The 16,689-nt window shown below is 61.7% G+C and carries 14 protein-coding genes; 9 read left to right on the top strand and 5 right to left on the bottom strand.

What is annotated here, in order from left to right:
* Positions 1-215 precede the first annotated feature (215 nt).
* Together J2Y39_RS26295 and J2Y39_RS26290 are read left to right on the top strand one after the other, a co-directional pair.
* The gene (locus J2Y39_RS26295) at positions 216-1,157 is read left to right on the top strand and encodes an AraC family transcriptional regulator (protein WP_056784919.1); all 942 of its coding nucleotides are present in this window, start codon (positions 216-218) and stop codon (positions 1,155-1,157) included.
* Positions 1,158-1,276: 119 nt separating this feature from the next.
* Entirely contained in the window at positions 1,277-1,690 is a 414-nt protein-coding gene (locus J2Y39_RS26290) for a PaaI family thioesterase (RefSeq protein ID WP_041480531.1), read from the top strand.
* Positions 1,691-1,766: 76 nt separating this feature from the next.
* On the opposite strand, the gene J2Y39_RS26285 is transcribed toward J2Y39_RS26290, so the two are convergent.
* Positions 1,767-3,338 (bottom strand): GMC family oxidoreductase, encoded by a 1,572-nt coding sequence (locus tag J2Y39_RS26285; protein WP_252887736.1) that lies wholly within the window; start codon positions 3,336-3,338, stop codon positions 1,767-1,769.
* 26 nt (positions 3,339-3,364) lie between these two features.
* On the bottom strand, positions 3,365-4,138 hold the full coding sequence (locus J2Y39_RS26280; RefSeq protein WP_252885811.1) for an alpha/beta fold hydrolase: 774 nt from the start codon (positions 4,136-4,138) through the stop codon (positions 3,365-3,367).
* Between the two features lie 88 nt (positions 4,139-4,226).
* Here J2Y39_RS26280 and J2Y39_RS26275 point away from each other — a divergent pair, with 88 nt between their 5' ends.
* Positions 4,227-5,666, top strand: coding sequence for an HD domain-containing phosphohydrolase (locus tag J2Y39_RS26275; protein ID WP_310220477.1), 1,440 nt, complete (start codon positions 4,227-4,229; stop codon positions 5,664-5,666).
* A gap of 13 nt (positions 5,667-5,679) precedes the next feature.
* On the opposite strand, the gene J2Y39_RS26270 is transcribed toward J2Y39_RS26275, so the two are convergent.
* Positions 5,680-6,588, bottom strand: coding sequence for a LysR substrate-binding domain-containing protein (locus J2Y39_RS26270; RefSeq protein ID WP_310220474.1), 909 nt, complete (start codon positions 6,586-6,588; stop codon positions 5,680-5,682).
* Positions 6,589-6,796: 208 nt separating this feature from the next.
* Here J2Y39_RS26270 and J2Y39_RS26265 point away from each other — a divergent pair, with 208 nt between their 5' ends.
* Positions 6,797-7,573: an SDR family oxidoreductase gene (locus J2Y39_RS26265; RefSeq protein WP_095179645.1), complete on the top strand. Its 777-nt coding sequence runs from the start codon at positions 6,797-6,799 to the stop codon at positions 7,571-7,573.
* Between the two features lie 48 nt (positions 7,574-7,621).
* On the opposite strand, the gene J2Y39_RS26260 is transcribed toward J2Y39_RS26265, so the two are convergent.
* Positions 7,622-8,515 (bottom strand): LysR family transcriptional regulator, encoded by an 894-nt coding sequence (locus tag J2Y39_RS26260; RefSeq protein WP_095179644.1) that lies wholly within the window; start codon positions 8,513-8,515, stop codon positions 7,622-7,624.
* 95 nt (positions 8,516-8,610) lie between these two features.
* On the opposite strand from J2Y39_RS26260, the gene J2Y39_RS26255 reads away from it, so the two are divergent.
* Complete coding sequence (locus J2Y39_RS26255) at positions 8,611-9,777, top strand: MFS transporter (protein WP_258711502.1); 1,167 nt, start codon at positions 8,611-8,613, stop codon at positions 9,775-9,777.
* A 12-nt stretch (positions 9,778-9,789) separates the two neighbouring features.
* On the opposite strand, the gene J2Y39_RS26250 is transcribed toward J2Y39_RS26255, so the two are convergent.
* Positions 9,790-10,965, bottom strand: a complete 1,176-nt coding sequence (locus tag J2Y39_RS26250) for a DNA-binding transcriptional regulator (RefSeq protein WP_122881891.1) — start codon at positions 10,963-10,965, stop codon at positions 9,790-9,792.
* Positions 10,966-11,248: 283 nt separating this feature from the next.
* Between J2Y39_RS26250 and xylA the strand changes: the two genes are divergently transcribed.
* The 4 genes from xylA (at position 11,249) to J2Y39_RS26230 (ending at position 16,565) form a co-directional block, all read left to right on the top strand.
* Positions 11,249-12,565: a xylose isomerase gene (xylA, locus tag J2Y39_RS26245; RefSeq protein ID WP_310220469.1), complete on the top strand. Its 1,317-nt coding sequence runs from the start codon at positions 11,249-11,251 to the stop codon at positions 12,563-12,565.
* Between the two features lie 147 nt (positions 12,566-12,712).
* Entirely contained in the window at positions 12,713-13,714 is a 1,002-nt protein-coding gene (gene xylF, locus J2Y39_RS26240; protein ID WP_016774327.1) for a D-xylose ABC transporter substrate-binding protein, read from the top strand.
* Positions 13,715-13,871: 157 nt separating this feature from the next.
* Positions 13,872-15,428, top strand: coding sequence for a D-xylose ABC transporter ATP-binding protein (gene xylG, locus J2Y39_RS26235; protein WP_110599153.1), 1,557 nt, complete (start codon positions 13,872-13,874; stop codon positions 15,426-15,428).
* Entirely contained in the window at positions 15,429-16,565 is a 1,137-nt protein-coding gene (locus J2Y39_RS26230; protein WP_076563313.1) for a sugar ABC transporter permease, read from the top strand. It abuts the gene before it with no gap.
* Positions 16,566-16,689: the final 124 nt, after the last annotated feature.

The raw sequence follows: 16,689 nt of genomic DNA, 5'->3' as shown, positions 1-16,689 counted from the left end.
TCCTGAGCCTGCCTCGAAGATTTCCGCAGGGCTTATTACGCTAGAACAGCGCGGTCAGCATTCGGCGCGATATTTCAGGTCGGCAGATCCCGATCTAACACCACGGTCAGTCCCCTCTCCCTCTGGGAGAGGGCTAGGGTGAGGGCTCTGTCTGACACCCCGCCAATCAGCCAGACAGGTTCGAACGCGCCTTTTCACAAGGAAACCCACAGCCCATGCCGAAACCGAAAGACCCAATCACAGCGCGCATGGTCCAGTTAATGAGCCAGCTCGCCCCGCTGGAGGGCTACAACCTGAGCCCGCTGGACGATGTACGTTTCCTGCGTTCCAACCGACCGCTGACCCGCACGCCGGTGCTGTATGAACCGGGCATCGTCATCCTCTGTCAGGGGCGCAAACGCGGCTATCTCGGCGATGAAATCTACGTCTACGACGCTCAGCACTATCTGGTGGTGTCGGTGCCGGTACCCTTCACCATGGAAACCTGCGCCAGCGAAGCCGAGCCGATGCTCGCGGTGTACGTGCGTCTGGATTTCGCCCTGGCTGGCGAGCTGATTCAGCAAGTGGATGAGCTGTGGGATTTCCCCACAGCGCAGCCGATGGGCATGTACGCCTCGCCTCTCGACGAACCGCTACGCCAATCGACCCTGCGCTTTCTTGAAGTGATGAGCAACGATGCCGACGCGCAAATCCTCGGCCCGGCGATGCTGCGCGAGCTTTACTACCGTATCCTCACCGGCGAACAAGGTGGCACCCTGCGCGCCGCCATCGCCCAACAAGGCCAGTTCGGCAAAGTGACCCGCGCCATCCACAAGATCCACAGTTGCTATCACCAGCATCTCGACGTAGAAACCCTGGCCGAGGAAGCGCAGATGAGTGTGCCGAATTTTCATCTGCACTTTCGCAAGGTTACCGATTCCTCGCCGATGCAGTATCTGAAGTCGACGCGGCTGCACCAGGCGCGATTGCTGATGCTGCGTAACGACCTGACCGCGGCAAAATCTGCGTTTCTGGTCGGTTACGAAAGCGCCTCGCAATTCAGCCGCGACTTCAAACGCCTCTTCGGCCGCACACCGCTAGCGGAAGTGGCGTGGATGAAAACGGCCTATGCGCTGCCGGCACCGACGAGTGCTTCGCCGTTTGTGTCGTCGCACTGATTTTCAGTGCCACGCTCCGCGCATTTATTGCAGCAAATTCCCCGTTCGCATAGTGCTTGCCCCCTCCTGCGTTTCCTCGCCCAATCATGCAGGTCAGTCGCCTGCATCAGGATGGGAACATGAACACCACGGCCATTCCCGAAGGTTTCACTCCATTGACCCGCAGCAGTCCGTTGCTGGATCTGCTCGGCCCGATCTACGCCAGGGGTCAGGGGCTGCACTTGGAATTGGGTTTACTGACCGACTCCCGCCACGCCAATGGCCGTGGCACTTTGCATGGCGGTGTATTGGCGACACTGGCGGACGTGGGCATGGGTTACGCCATGGCCTTTTCCAGCGATCCGCCGCAGCCGTTGATCACCGCGAGCATGACCCTGGATTATCTCGGCGCGGTGCAAATCAACGAGTGGCTCGAAGTGCGTCTTGAGCACTCCAGAAAGGGCCGCCAATTGGCGTTTGCTGGCGTCAGTCTGCACGTCGGTGAGCGAACGGTTGCGCGCGCCAGTGCCGTGTTCGCCGTGCCGATGAATTGAATCGACTGACTCGACTCATCGTCCCACCCTGGACGGCAGGCCGGGATTTGCCGCCCCGCCCGCACGGCCATTACCTTCAAGGCATGGTGTTCGCCATCGTCACCCCATACGCAGCCAGAAGCATATCCGCCGCCCGCTCACCAATAACGACACACGGCGCCATCGTGTTGCCAACGGTAATGCGCGGCATGATCGAGGCATCTGCAACGCGCAGCCCGTCGATCCCGTACACGCGTAATTGGTGGTCAACCACCGACAGCGCATCGCGGCCCATTTTTGCCGTGCACGACAGGTGCCAGTAGGTCACGGCCGAATTGCGGATGAACTGTTCCATAGCGCGACGCTCTCTGGGACCGGGCACGACTTCGCGCTTGATCAGCGCATTGAAGGCCTGGCTGTTGCCGAGTGCGCGGCACAGTTCGATCGACGCATGGGCTGCGGCCATGTCCTCGGGCTCGCTCAGGGAGTTCGGCTCAATGATCGGTGCATCCAGCGGCCCAGCACCCGACAACCGCAAGCGTCCGCGACTGGCAGGTCTGGCAAGCCCGGCGAACATGGTCCAGCCATGCTCCGGCGGCTCGATGGCGACCTCAGGCGGAGACGGTACCGCGAATGCCAACTGGCACTGCAACAGGTCCGGGGCTTCCAGGCGGCTGTCGCTTTTCCAGTACAAGGTGGTTTCGCATCCGCTGCCAGCGACGGCCTGGGGTTGTCGATACTCCCACGTGCAAGCGAACGCCAGATGATCCTGCAAATTCTCGCCCACACCGGGTAGATGAACGACCGGTGCGATGCCGTGTTTTCGCAGTTCATCCGCCGGGCCGATGCCCGACTGCATGAGCACTTTCGGTGATTGCACCGCGCCCATGGACAGGATGACTTCAGCTGCGGCATGAAAGCAGCGCCGCTCGCCGGCGATCAACACTTCGACACCGACGGCCCGGGTGCCGACCAGCAACACGCGGGTCACTAAGGCTCCGGTCAGCACCGTCAGATTTGGACATTGCAAGCGTGGCTGGATGTAAGCGTCGTAAACCGATTCGCGCTTGCCCTGTTTGATGCGCAGGTCGGTGACAGCGATCCCACCTGCGCCTTCCATCATCTCGCCATTGGGACTGTCGAATCGGGGGATGCCCAGATCGCTGGCCGCCTCCAGCGTTGCCCACGCAAGGGGTTGAGGCGTGGCCGGCTGTTCGACATGTACCGGCCCACCTGAACCACGCCGAGTGGCGTCCGGGCTGCCTTGCCAGTTTTCGATCCTGCGGTAGTAATCGAGAACCGATGCGTAGCCCCAGGCCGGGTCGCCAGACTCGGCAGCAAAATGCTCCCAATCGGCGCGATGGCCGCGCGACCAGACCATCACGTTGATGCTCGAACCTCCACCGAGCCCCTTGCCCATGCTCAGCGGGAGCCGTCGACCGTTGAGGCGTGGATCGGATTGCCCCTCGAATGCCCAGTCGCGCGCGGAGCCGAGGTTCAGCGGCCATTGCGCCGGTTCGGTCACCTCGGGGCCTGAGTAACCTTCGCCGGCTTCAATCAGCAGAACCCGTGCGCCTGACTGATCGGCAAGCCGCGCAGCGACCACGCAGCCCGACGTGCCGGCACCACAGACAATGAAATCGTAGTCGTGAGCGCTTCGAGGGTTCATACGCCCACTCTCCTTCGATGCCGCGATCACTGCTCAGCAACGCCGTGCACGGCCTTGAGAATCACCGCCGCGACTTGCGCCGGCTGCGACTGCTGCGGGACATGGCTGGACTTCACCTCGGCGAGGGTCGCACTGATGCGCTTGGCGGCAGACCGCTGGACGTCGGGATGAATCATCCGGTCTTCGGTAGCGAGCAGGTACCAGGACGGCTTGGTTTTCCAGGCCGAAACGGTGGTTTTATCTTCGAAAGCCGAGGCCTTGATCGGCCCCTGTGTGGCGGTCATGACGGCGGTCTGCGCGGCCGGCAGATCCTGAGCGAAATCCTTGGCCATGCCTTCAGCGGTCAGATAGAGGAAGCCGTTACCGTCGGCCTTGATCTGACTGATGCCCGGCGGCGTCGGCGCGCCTTTACCCTGCTCGCCGCTGGTTTGCCCGGCCTCTGGCGCGAAGGCGGCGACGTACACCAGAGCGCTCACTTTCTGGTCGTTGCCGGCTTCGGTGATCACCGTGCCGCCCCAGGAGTGACCGACCAGCACCACCTTGCCCTGCTGGTTGTTCAGCGCGCGGCGCGTGGCGGCAACATCATCGGCCAGCGAGGTGAGCGGATTTTGCACAACGGTAACGGCCACGCCTTTGGCTTGCAGCAGTGGCACCACTTTGGCCCAGTCGGAACCGTCGGCGAAGGCGCCGTGTACGATCACCACCGAAGGCGTTGTATCCTGCGCGTGGCTGGCGCCGGCCATGAAGGTACTGGCCAGGGCAAAGGCGACGGTGGCGAATTTCGATTTGATTGTTTTCATTGGATGAGCTCCTGTTCGGGAGTTCAGAGTGTGCTGGCCGGCCTGCGATGTGGGCATCGGTCAATTATCCGACCCCGGGGCATTTTTCATGGATAGTGGCTTGCAACTGGACATCTCACTGGACGGCGCACTGGCAACCATCGCCCAGGTCGGTGACCTCAGCATGGGGCAACCGCTCGGTCACTCCCGGCGCGTTGCCGCTTTGGCGCGGATGCTCGCGCAGGCATGCCACGGCGACGGTGAGCATCTGCAGGTTGCAGAGCAGATTGCCTTGCTGCGCTGGTCTGGGTGCACGGCCAACGCCGAAGGCTTTGCCGACCTGCTGGGTGACGACGTCGATGGTCGCCGCGCAATGCTCGATCTGACCCTGGGCAATGAGCAGATGAACGCGGTGCATCAGGCAACCCCGCTGGCCGTGGTGCACTGTGAAGTGTCCGGTGCAATCGCCAAAACCCTCCAGCTCGGAACCGCCGTCGAAGCGGGCCTGTGTCGGGTGTTCGAAACCTACGACGGCACTGGCCGACCGCTCGGCGTGGCGCATGAACATATCCCGGAGGTGGCCTATCAGGTGGTCATGGCCGGTGATCTGGATATTCTCACTCGCGCTCACGGCCTGGACGCGGCGTTGCGCTGGATCAACGAGCAGTCGGATCGGCGCTATCCAGCGTCGCTGGTGTCGTTGCTGGTGGCCAATGCCAAGGCCTGGCTGGCGGATCTGGAAACGCTTTGCACAAAAGTTGAACCCGCGCCTGAGCAGCGTCGTGTCTCGCTGACTTTGGTCGGAGACGTCATTGACTTGAAGCTGCCATGGCTGGCCGGGCATTCGCGTCAGGTCGCGCATGTTGCCGTGGAAGCTGCGCGCCTGTGGGGGCTGGGTGAGCCGGCTTTGGCAAACATTGGCAAGTCCGCGCTGATTTACGGTCTCGGCCGCGCAGCCGTTTCCAATCACCTATGGAATAGCCCGGGGTCGCTGCCCTACGGTGCGGCAGAGCGAGTGCGGCTGGTGCCTTACTGGACGCAACAGGCGCTCCGACCGGTTCCTGAACTGGCCGCGCCCGCCGAAATAGCCACCCACGCGTATGAACGGCTCGATGGCAGCGGCTATTTTCGCGGCGTGGCCGGTGATGCACTGAATGCCGAACATCGGCTGTTCGCCACCTCGGTCGCCTGGGTAGCGTTGAGGCAAGCCCGGCCATGGCGAACAGCCCACGACGAAGCCGCAGCAGCCACGCTACTCAAACAGGATGCTGGCCGTGGTCTGTTCGATAACGATGTCTGCGAAGCGGTCATTGCCGCCGCCAGTGGCGAGCGCCGCCTGCGGCAACCCAAGCCTTCGCTGCTGACAGCCCGTGAGTGCCGCATTCTTCTGGAGATCAGCCGTGGCGCCAGCAACAAGCAAGTCGCGCAACTGTTGGATATCAGTCCGAGCACGGTACGCACGCACATGGAAAGCATCTTTCGCAAATTGCAATGCTCGACCCGTGCAGCCGCCACTCTGAAGGGGCTGACACTGGGCTTGATCGCCTGAGCCCTGCGCCAGGTCAAGCCTGATCAGCCTGCCTGACGCGAGCCAGTTCGATGAATGCCCTGGCGGCCGCAGAGGGATTGCGGCGGTTCGGGTAGTACAGGCACAACCTGTCTCGGGGCGGGGTCCAGTCCTTGAGTACCTGCACGAACTCGCCGCTGCGGATTTCGTCACGAACGTCCTGCTCCATGAAAAAGCCCAGCCCCATATCCGCCTGCACCGCCACCTTGACCACGCTCGATTCATCCAGGGTCAGCGGCCCGTTCACATCCAGACGAATGACTTCGCCGTCGCGCTCGAAATACCAAGGGAAAATCGCCCCGTTCGGCAGTCGTACGCGGATGCATCGATGCCCGGGCAGATCGGACGGCGAGCGCGGTTTGCCGTGTTGTGCAAAATACCCCGGCGAACCGACCACCGCGTAACGTTGCGGCGGGCCGACAGGCACCACAATCACATCGTTGGGCACAAGGCCTGCCGAGCGCACGCCGAAATCGAAGCCGTCAGCCACGATATCCACCAGGCGCCCTTCGGTCACAAGGTCAATGTGGACTTTCGGATGCTGCTGCAAAAACTCGATCACCAGTGGCAGCAGCGCCGAACGAGCAGCGCTGGCGAATGCGTTGATGCGCAGCGTTCCCGAGGGTCCGGCATTCTGCGATCGCACTGCATCCAGTGCCGCGCGCAAGTCGTGCAAGGCTGGCCCCACTTGCTCGAGAAACACCCTGCCCGCTTCGGTGATGGCGACGCTGCGGGTGGTGCGGTTGAACAGGCGCGATTCTAGGCGCGTTTCCAGTTGCGCAATGGTGTTGCTCAGCGCGGTGGTCGAAACGTCGAGATCAATGGCAGCCTGGCGGAACGACCCCCTGCGTGCCACCGCTATAACGGCATCCAGTTCATTAAGGGCTAAGCGATCCTGGGCCATGGATTGTCCTCATTTTCGGGATAGGTCATTAAGGTTTGTCCCAGTTGAACAAACTATCTGTGGCGCAGCAAGATGACTCCAGACCATCAATCAGGAGTCAGGCAATGAACCTTCAACTTTCCAACGTCGTGCAAACGTATCTCACGGTCACCGACGAGAAAAAAATCTCCGACGCAATCCATCAATTCCTCGCGCTGGAGATCTCGCCATGCTGAATTCAGGATTGACTGGCAAGCGGGTGCTCGTCACCGGCGGTACCAAGGGAATCGGCAAAGCAGTGGTCGAGTGGTTCCTGGCCGAGGACGCAAAGGTCATCACCTCGGCTCGGCAAGTGGAGGTCGAAATGCCGGGCGCACTGCTGGTTGCGGCTGATCTTTCGACACGGGAAGGTTGTGACGCACTCATCGCTGCGGTCCAACAGCAACTGGGCGGCGTCGACATAGTGATCCATGTCCTGGGTGGCTCGTCGGCCCCCGGTGGTGGTTTTGCAGCGCTGGACGAGGAGCAGTGGCAACGCGAACTCAATCTGAATTTGCTGCCAGCGGTGCGCCTAGATCGTGCCGTGCTGCCGGGCATGCTCGAGCGTCGTAATGGCGTGGTGATCCATGTCACATCCATCCAGAGTAGGCTGCCACTGCCGGAATCAACGACGGCGTACGCGGCGGCCAAGGCTGCGCTGTCGACCTACAGCAAAAGCCTGTCGAAAGAAGTGTCACCCAAGGGGGTTCGCGTCGTGCGGGTATCGCCGGGCTGGGTTGAAACCGAAGCGTCGGTGGCATTCGCCGAGCGACTCGCGCAGGAGGCAGGCACTGACTATCAAGGTGGCAAGGACATCATCATGCAGGCCCTGGGCGGTATCCCGCTCGGCCGCCCGTCGACGCCAGTTGAAGTGGCTGAGCTGATCGGGTTCCTGGCATCGCCGCGAGCAGCGTCGATCACCGGGAGTGAATTTGTGATCGACGGCGGCACCATCCCGACCATTTAGCCGCCAGTCTGCGGGTCATGGACGACCCGCAGAATCCGCACAGCACGTCTACATCCGATGCTGCTCCAGCAAAAAATCCACAAACAAGCGCACCCGCACCGGCATCGCCGCGCCGCCGACGAACACCGCATGAATCGGTTCCTCATCGCCCGGGTTGAACGCTTGCAGCAGCGGGATCAGCGCGCCGCACTGCAAGTCTTCCCTGACGGTGAACTCGCCAATCCGCGCAATTCCGGCGCCGAGTCTGGCGAACTGGGCCAGTGCTTCGCCGCTGCTGCATTCGATGTTGCCGCTGACTTTCAGCGAGAACTCCTTGCCGTCGCGGATGAACGGCCAGTTGGCTTCGGCGCGGCGGAAGTTGAAGCGCAGGCAGTTGTGCTTGAGCAGGTCTTCGGGTTGCTGAGGCGTGCCATGACGTTCCAGATAGTCGGGCGATGCCACGACCACCTGGCCGGTGTGGCCGAGCCGGCGCGCGGTCAACGGGCTGTCGGGCAGATGGCCGAAACGTATGGCGACGTCCGCCTGGCCGGCGAGGATGTCAACGACTTCGTCGCCAAGGCTGAGGTCGACCACGATGTTCGGGTAACGGGCGGTGAAGGCTGCGACCAGCGGCACAATGGTCAGCCGTCCATGGCCAAGGGCGGCACTGACGCGCAAGCGGCCCTTGGGTACGCCCTGATCGGTGATGGCCCCTTCCACTTCGTCCATGTCGGCGAGAATCCGCCGGGCACCGCGCAGGAAGGCCTCGCCCTCGGCGGTAAAAGTGAGTGCGCGGGTGGTGCGCAGCAGCAAGCGGGTACCAAGTCGTTGTTCCGCGCGGGCGATGATCCGACTGACCGCCGAAGGCGTCAGTCCCAGCGCACGCGCAGCAGCTGAGAGACTGCCCTCCTGCGCCACGGTGACGAACACGCTCATTTCCCCTGACCTGCCGTTGAAGTCCATTCGTGCCTCTTACGCAAAGGTGATTGCCAAAATCGTCATCTACCGCCGGAAAACCATGGATCGTAGCATTGGCGGCATAGATGAGGAGACTTTCCATGCGTATCAATCCACCACTTGTTGCACTCGCTGTCGGCGCCTTTGGCATCGGCGTCACCGAGTTCGCGCCGATGGGCATGTTGCCCGGCATTGCCGCCGATCTCGGCGTTTCCATTCCCGCTGCGGGGTTGCTGGTCAGTGCCTACGCCTTGGGCGTGCTGCTCGGCGCGCCGCTGATGACCCTGACCACCGGCAAGATCCCCCGGCGCTATCTGCTGATCGGGCTGATGGCGATTTTCACCCTGGGTAACCTGATGTCGGCGCTGGCCACCGATTACTCCAGCCTGATGGTCGCCCGAGTGATCACCTCGCTCAATCACGGCGCATTCTTCGGAGTGGGCTCTGTGGTCGCCGCCAGCGTGGTCGCGCCGGAAAAACGTGCCGGCGCAGTCGCGGCGATGTTCATGGGCCTGACCCTGGCGACCATTGGCGGTGTGCCGCTGGCAGCCTGGTTCGGTGAGCTGTTCGGCTGGCGCACGGCGTTCTGGGGCATTACCGGCCTCGGTGTGCTGACCATGATCGCCTTGTGGTTCGCCCTGCCCAATCTGAAAGCAGAGCAAGGCGCGGGTGCGCTGGCGGAAATTCGTGTGCTAGGCCGAGGTCCGGTGCTGGCCGCACTGGCCCTGACCGTGGTCGGCTCGAGTGCGATGTTCACCGTGTTCACCTACATCGCGCCGATTCTCAGCAGCGAAACCCACGCCTCCGCCGCGTTCATCACCGCCATGCTGGTGTTGTTCGGAATCGGTTTGACCCTGGGCAACATGTGGGGTGGCAAGGCTGCCGACCGTTCGATCGACCGCACCCTGATCGTGTCGCTGAGCGCATTGATTGTGGTGTTGCTGGCGTTCACGGTGCTGATGCGCTGGCCGCTGCCGGCCGCCGTCGCCATTCTGATCTGGGGTATCGCCAGCTTCGCTCTGGTGCCGCCGCTGCAGATGCGCGTGATGGAAGCCGCCAAGGACGCGCCGAATCTGGCTTCGGCGGTGAACATCGGTGCGTTCAATTTCGGCAACGCGATCGGCGCGGCGCTGGGTGGCGCGGTGATCAATGCCGGGCTGGGTTATCCGGCGATTTCCCTGGCCGGCGCGGCGATGGCTGGTCTGGGCCTGCTGATGGTGCTGGCGTTCGCCTGGCGCTCCAGAGCCAGTGCCGCTGCGCTGGCGTAAGTCTTCGCAGCGCTATGCGCCGCCGTGCTGATACTCGCGGGGCGTGCAGCCGAACTCGCGACGGAACACCGTGTGCAGATACTGCGCAGACTTGAAGCCGCAGGCCTGGGCAATGTCGGCAATCGCCGCATCGGTGTTCTTCAAACCGCTGGTAGCCGCCGCCAGTTTGAAACGCAGAATCTCGTCATGCACGCTGCAACCGCGCTCGGCGCGGAAATGCGCTTCCAGTGATGAACGCGACACCCCGACATACGCAGCCACCTGTGCGGTCTTGATGCCCTGACAGGCATATTGGCGGATGAACAGCAGCGCTTGCATGACGTAGGGATTGCCCAACGGTTGATGCAAGCTCGACACCTGCACGTTGACCGCGTCCGGTGGAATCAGAATCTGCGTGCCGGTGGACGGCATGCCGTGGAGCATCTGGTGCAGCAATTGCGCGGCGGTGCGGCCCATGGTTTCGGTGCCCTGAATCACCGAACTCAGCGGTACGCGAGTCAGGCTGCGGGTCAGCGGGTCGTTGTCGATGCCGATCAGCGCGACCTGCTCCGGCACGGCAATGCCGGCGGTCAGGCAGGCTTGCAGCAACTGCCGGGCGCGCGCGTCGCTGACGGCGATGATGCCGATCGGTTTCGGCAGGCTGTGCAGCCAGGCGATCAGTTGCTCGACGGCGCTGTCCCACAGCGGCGCGCTGGTGCCCATGCCGCGATAGATCTCGGCATGCAGGCCGTCTCGTTGCATCAGTTTGCGAAAGGCTTTTTCCCGCTCCTGCGCCCAGCGATTGGCCTGCGCCTCCGGCAGACTGAAACAGGCGAAGCGCTGCAACCCCGCCTCGACCAGATGCGAATAAGCCAGAGTGATCAGTGCGTTGTTATCAGTGGCAACGTAGGGAATCGCTTTCGGATAAGCGCGAGCATCCTCGTAAGAACCGCCGACCGCCACTACCGGCAAATGAATGTCGGCCAGCGCCTCGCCGATCAGCGGATCGTCGAAGTCGGCAATGATGCCGTCACCCTGCCAACGCTCGATGCCCTTCAAGCGGCAAAGAAAGTCCTCTTCCAGAAACAGGTCCCAGGAAGCGCGGGTGCTGCTCAGGTAGTTGCCGATGCCGCTGATGATTCCACGGTCGTAGATCTTGCTGCCGTTGAACAACAGGGCGATGCGGTGCACGGGCGGTAGGCTTTTCATTCAGTATCCGGATTTTGCGTAAAGCCATTCGCGAGCAGGCTCGCTCCCACACGGTTTTGTGAACGACACGAATCAAATGTGGGAGCGAGCCCGCTCGCGAAAGCGGCCTCAAATTGTTTTTGTTCCGGGCGCCATGTCACGGCGACGATGGACACAGACTAGGCCTGCGCGCGCTGAAGCTCAATACGCAAAATCGCACTCACGGTTGAGGCTTTTCATAATCAGCGGGCACGGGGGCGTTGCTAGTATCGAGACACCGCCAAGAACAACAAGGACAAGGTCCATGCAGTATTTCCCCAATATCGAGCCGGTTCGCTACGAAGGCCCGAACAGTGATTCGCCCCTCGCTTTTCGTCACTACGACGCCGACAAACTGATCCTCGGCAAACCCATGCGCGAACACCTGCGCATGGCCGCCTGCTACTGGCACACCTTCGTCTGGCCGGGCTCCGATGTGTTCGGCGCCGGCACCTTCAAACGCCCCTGGCAACGCAGCGGCGAGCCGATGCAACTGGCCATCGGCAAGGCTCAAGCCGCATTCGAGTTCTTCAGCAAACTGGGCATCGATTACTACTGCTTTCACGACACGGACGTCGCCCCCGAAGGCAACTCGCTGAAGGAGTACCGCGAACACTTCGCGCAAATGGTCGACCGCCTCGAACAGCATCAGGAACAAAGCGGCATCAAGTTGCTCTGGGGCACTGCCAACTGCTTCAGCAATCCACGTTTTGCCGCCGGTGCCGCGAGCAATCCCGATCCGGAAGTGTTCGCCTGCGCCGCTGCGCAAGTGTTCAGCGCAATGAACGCCACCCATCGCCTCAAAGGCTCCAACTACGTGCTGTGGGGCGGTCGTGAGGGCTACGAAACCCTGCTCAATACCGACCTGAAACGTGAGCGCGAACAACTCGGGCGCTTTATGCGCATGGTGGTCGAGCACAAGCACAAGATCGGTTTCACCGGTGACCTGCTGATCGAGCCCAAGCCCCAGGAGCCGACCAAGCACCAGTACGATTACGACAGCGCCACGGTGTTCGGCTTCCTTCAGCAGTACGGGCTGGAGAAGGAAATCAAGGTCAACATTGAGGCCAACCACGCGACCCTGGCCGGCCACAGCTTTCATCACGAAATCGCCACGGCCGCCTCGCTGGGAATTTTCGGCAGCATCGACGCCAACCGTGGCGATCCGCAGAACGGCTGGGACACCGACCAGTTCCCCAACAGCGTCGAAGAAATGACCCTGGCGACCTATGAAATCCTCAAGGCCGGCGGTTTCAAGAATGGCGGCTTCAATTTCGACTCCAAGGTGCGCCGGCAGAGCCTCGACGAGATCGACCTGTTCCACGGCCACGTCGGCGCCATGGACGTTCTGGCCTTGTCGCTGGAACGCGCCGCCGCGATGGTTAAGAACGATCAATTGCAAACCCTCAAGGACCAACGCTACGCCGGCTGGCGTCAGCCGTTCGGGCAAGCAGTGATGGCGGGCGACTTCAATCTCGAGTCGCTGGCCGAGCACGCGTTCACCAACGAGCTGAACCCGCAAGCCGTCAGCGGCCGCCAGGAAATGCTCGAAAACATCGTCAACCGCTATCTCTATCGCTGATCGCCGAGACCCTCTGCCGACGCAACCACGCTGTGACAATTGCACGACAATTCTGTGCCTGCTGCGTCGGCAGATTCTCTACAGTTCTACCAGCCCGATTCATCGTCAGGCCGTGTCTTTCCAACAAAAATAAAAGGACGCACCACCATGAAGAACTTGAAACGTACGCTGTTGGCCAGTGCCCTGGCGTTGTTGGCCCTGCCGGTAATGGCTGACGCTACCCACCCGAAAATCGGGTTTTCCATTGATGACCTGCGTCTGGAACGCTGGTCGCGCGACCGCGATTACTTCGTCGCGGCGGCGGAAAAAATGGACGCCAAAGTCTTCGTGCAATCGGCGGACGCCAACGAGCAGAAGCAGATTTCGCAGATCGAAAACCTTATCTCTCGCGGCGTCGATGTGATTGTCATCGTGCCGTTCAACGCGACAGTGCTGACCAACGCCGTGGCCGAGGCGAAGAAAGCCGGGATCAAAGTGGTGTCTTACGACCGACTGATTCTCAACGCCGATGTCGACGCCTATATCTCCTTCGATAACGAAAAGGTCGGCGAGATGCAGGCCGGCGGCGTGCTGAAAGCGGCGCCCAAGGGCAATTACTTCTTGCTGGGTGGCGCGCCCACCGACAACAACGCCAAGATCCTCCGTGAAGGCCAGATGAAGGTGCTGCAACCCGCCATCGACAAGGGCGATATCAAGATCGTCGGCCAGCAGTGGGTCAAGGAATGGAACCCGACCGAAGCGCTGAGCATCGTCGAAAATGCCCTGACCCGTAACAACAACAAAATCGACGGCATCGTCGCCTCCAACGACGCCACCGCTGGCGGCGCCATCCAGGCACTGGCCGCGCAGCAGCTGGCCGGCAAGGTGCCGATTTCCGGCCAGGACGCTGACCTCGCAGCGGTCAAACGCGTAATCGCCGGCACGCAAACCATGACCGTGTACAAACCGCTGAAACTCATTGCGTCCGAAGCGGCGAAGCTCTCGGTGCAACTGGCACGCAACGAAAAACCGGCCTACACCTCGCAGTACGACAACGGCAGCAAGAAAGTCGACACCATCCTGCTCACGCCAACGCCGTTGACCAAGGACAACATCGACTTGCTCGAACAGGATGGCTTCTACACCAAGGCGCAGATTGCCGGGCAGTGATCCGGTCGTAAATCTTGATCAGAGCTGTGGGAGCGAGCCTGCTCGCGAAAGCGGAGTGTCAGTCAGTACAGCTCTGGCTGAAAAGGCCCCTTCGCGAGCAGGCTTGCTCCCACACAGGTTCAGTGATGTTCGAGTCCCTGGTATACGAGCCTTTTCCATGTCCGACTATCTGCTGCAAATGAACGGCATCGTCAAAACCTTCGGCGGTGTCAAAGCGCTCAACGGCATCGACATCAAGGTCCGGCCCGGCGAATGCGTGGGGCTGTGCGGCGAGAATGGTGCCGGCAAGTCGACGCTGATGAAGATCCTCTCGGCGGTCTATCCCCATGGCACCTGGGACGGTGAAATCCTCTGGGACGGGCAACCGCTCAGGGCGCAATCGATCAGCGAAACCGAAGCCGCCGGCATCGTCATCATCCATCAGGAACTGACGTTGGTTCCCGACCTGTCGGTGGCGGAAAACATCTTCATGGGCCATGAGCTGACGCTGCCCGGCGGGCGCATGAACTACCCGGCGATGATCCACCGTGCCGAAGCGTTGATGCGTGAATTGAAAGTGCCGGACATGAACGTGTCGCTGCCGGTTTCGCAGTATGGCGGCGGCTATCAGCAACTGGTGGAAATCGCCAAGGCCTTGAACAAACAGGCGCGTCTGCTGATTCTCGACGAACCCTCCTCGGCCCTGAGCCGCTCGGAAATCGAAGTGCTGCTGGACATCATCCGCGACCTCAAAGCCAAGGGCGTCGCCTGCGTCTACATCTCGCACAAGCTCGATGAAGTCGCCGCCGTATGCGACACCATTTCGGTGATCCGCGACGGCAAACACATCGCTACCACCGCCATGGCCGACATGGACATTCCACAGATCATCACGCAGATGGTCGGCCGCGAAATGAGCAACCTCTACCCCAGCGAGCCGCACGAGATTGGCGAGGTGATTTTCGAAGCGCGCCACATCACTTGCTACGACGTCGACAACCCCAAGCGCAAACGGGTCGACGACATTTCCTTCAGCCTCAAGCGCGGCGAGATTCTCGGCATTGCCGGGCTGGTCGGGGCCGGCCGCACCGAACTGGTCACCGCACTGTTCGGCGCCTACCCCGGACGCCACGAGGGCGAAGTCTGGCTGGACGGCCGACCGATCGACACGCGCACGCCGCTGAAAGCGATCCGCGCCGGCCTGTGCCTGGTGCCCGAAGATCGCAAGCGCCAGGGCATCATTCCGGATCTCGGTGTCGGTCAGAACATCACCCTCGCCGTGCTCGAGAGCTATTCGAAAATGACCCGCATCGATGCCGAAGCCGAACTGGGCTGCATCGACCGGGAAATCTCCCGTCTGCATCTGAAGACCGCAAGTCCATCCCTGCCGATCACCAGCCTGTCGGGCGGTAACCAGCAGAAAGCCGTGCTGGCGAAAATGCTGCTGGCCAAACCGCGCGTACTGATTCTCGACGAGCCGACCCGAGGCGTGGACGTCGGCGCCAAGTACGAGATCTACAAATTGATGGGCGCGCTGGCCGCCGAAGGCGTGTCGATCATCATGGTTTCATCGGAACTGGCCGAAGTGCTCGGCGTCTCCGACCGCGTGCTGGTGATCGGCGAAGGCCAGTTGCGCGGCGATTTCGTCAACCATGAGCTGACCCAGGAACAGGTACTCGCCGCCGCCCTCAGTCAGCCGGGCAGCCATAACAATAATGATCGGAAAACCGCGTAAATGAATCAGGTCAAACAACTGTTCACCCGCTACAAGATGCTCGCGCTGGTATTTGCCGTGGTGCTGATCTGGCTGTTCTTCAGCTGGCAGACCGAGGGCGGCTTCCTCACCCCGCGCAACCTGTCCAACCTGCTGCGGCAGATGTCGATTACCGGAATCCTCGCCTGCGGCATGGTGCTGGTGATCATCAGCGGCGAGATCGATTTGTCGGTGGGTTCATTACTCGGTCTGCTCGGCGGCCTCGCGGCGATACTCGACGTGGTCTATCACATTCCGCTGCTGGCGAATCTCAGTCTGGTTGCCCTGTGCGGTCTGGTCATCGGGCTTGCCAACGGCTACATGGCGGCGTACTTGCGCATCCCCTCATTCATTGTCGGCCTCGGTGGCATGTTGGCGTTTCGCGGGATTTTGCTGGGGATCACCGGCGGCACCACCATCGCCCCGGTATCCCCGGAGCTGGTCTACGTCGGCCAAGGATATCTGCCTCACGCGATCGGCACCGGCCTGGGTGTGCTGCTGTTTGTGCTGACGGTGTTCCTGACCTGGAAACAACGACGCAATCGCGCCCTGCATGGCCTGGCGGCGCATTCGCTGGTGCGTGATGTTGTGCGCGTGCTGGTGATCGGCGCGGTGCTGGCCGGTTTCGTCCAGACCCTCAACAGCTATGACGGCATTCCCGTGCCGGTGCTGCTGTTGCTGATTCTGCTCGGCGTGTTCAGTTACGTCACCAGCCAGACTGTGTTCGGCCGCCGGGTCTATTCGGTCGGCAGCAACATGGAAGCGACGCGCCTGTCGGGCATCAATGTGCAAGCGGTCAAGCTGTGGATCTTCGGCATCATGGGCGTGATGTGCGCCCTCGCCGGCGTGGTCAACACCGCACGCCTCGCCGCCGGCTCACCGTCCGCCGGCAGCATGGGCGAACTCGACGCCATCGCCGCCTGCTTCATCGGCGGCACCTCCATGCGCGGCGGCTCCGGCACCGTCTACGGCGCCCTCCTCGGCGCACTGGTGATCACCAGCCTGGATAACGGCATGTCGATGCTCGACGTCGACAGTTACTGGCAGATGATCGTCAAGGGCAGCATTCTGGTGCTGGCGGTCTGGGTGGATGTGAGCACGCGCACGGCGCGGCGTTGAAACGTTGCAGGTGAGTTGGTAAAACGCAAATGAGGCCTGATCACAGGCCTCACTTTTCATATCAACAGCGCGAACCGTCTCTTGCGACTGGCTTAAGCGTGCTTTTCCGGGTTCTGGCCAGCCC

The organism is Pseudomonas sp. 2957, from assembly GCF_031456345.1.
In the GTDB taxonomy this organism is placed as follows: Bacteria; Pseudomonadota; Gammaproteobacteria; order Pseudomonadales; family Pseudomonadaceae; genus Aquipseudomonas; species Aquipseudomonas siliginis.
This window is presented reverse-complemented; position numbering and strand designations above follow the sequence as displayed.

Bases quoted from the DNA above. Each gene is read 5' to 3' on its own strand.
- J2Y39_RS26295 (WP_056784919.1), top strand. From the start codon at position 216: ATGCCGAAACCGAAAGACCCAATCACAGCGCGCATGGTCCAGTTAATG.
- J2Y39_RS26290 (WP_041480531.1), top strand. From the start codon at position 1,277: ATGAACACCACGGCCATTCCCGAAGGTTTCACTCCATTGACCCGCAGC.
- J2Y39_RS26285 (WP_252887736.1), bottom strand. From the start codon at position 3,338: ATGAACCCTCGAAGCGCTCACGACTACGATTTCATTGTCTGTGGTGCC.
- J2Y39_RS26280 (WP_252885811.1), bottom strand. From the start codon at position 4,138: ATGAAAACAATCAAATCGAAATTCGCCACCGTCGCCTTTGCCCTGGCC.
- J2Y39_RS26275 (WP_310220477.1), top strand. From the start codon at position 4,227: ATGGATAGTGGCTTGCAACTGGACATCTCACTGGACGGCGCACTGGCA.
- J2Y39_RS26270 (WP_310220474.1), bottom strand. From the start codon at position 6,588: ATGGCCCAGGATCGCTTAGCCCTTAATGAACTGGATGCCGTTATAGCG.
- J2Y39_RS26265 (WP_095179645.1), top strand. From the start codon at position 6,797: ATGCTGAATTCAGGATTGACTGGCAAGCGGGTGCTCGTCACCGGCGGT.
- J2Y39_RS26260 (WP_095179644.1), bottom strand. From the start codon at position 8,515: ATGGACTTCAACGGCAGGTCAGGGGAAATGAGCGTGTTCGTCACCGTG.
- J2Y39_RS26255 (WP_258711502.1), top strand. From the start codon at position 8,611: ATGCGTATCAATCCACCACTTGTTGCACTCGCTGTCGGCGCCTTTGGC.
- J2Y39_RS26250 (WP_122881891.1), bottom strand. From the start codon at position 10,965: ATGAAAAGCCTACCGCCCGTGCACCGCATCGCCCTGTTGTTCAACGGC.
- xylA (WP_310220469.1), top strand. From the start codon at position 11,249: ATGCAGTATTTCCCCAATATCGAGCCGGTTCGCTACGAAGGCCCGAAC.
- xylF (WP_016774327.1), top strand. From the start codon at position 12,713: ATGAAGAACTTGAAACGTACGCTGTTGGCCAGTGCCCTGGCGTTGTTG.
- xylG (WP_110599153.1), top strand. From the start codon at position 13,872: ATGTCCGACTATCTGCTGCAAATGAACGGCATCGTCAAAACCTTCGGC.
- J2Y39_RS26230 (WP_076563313.1), top strand. From the start codon at position 15,429: ATGAATCAGGTCAAACAACTGTTCACCCGCTACAAGATGCTCGCGCTG.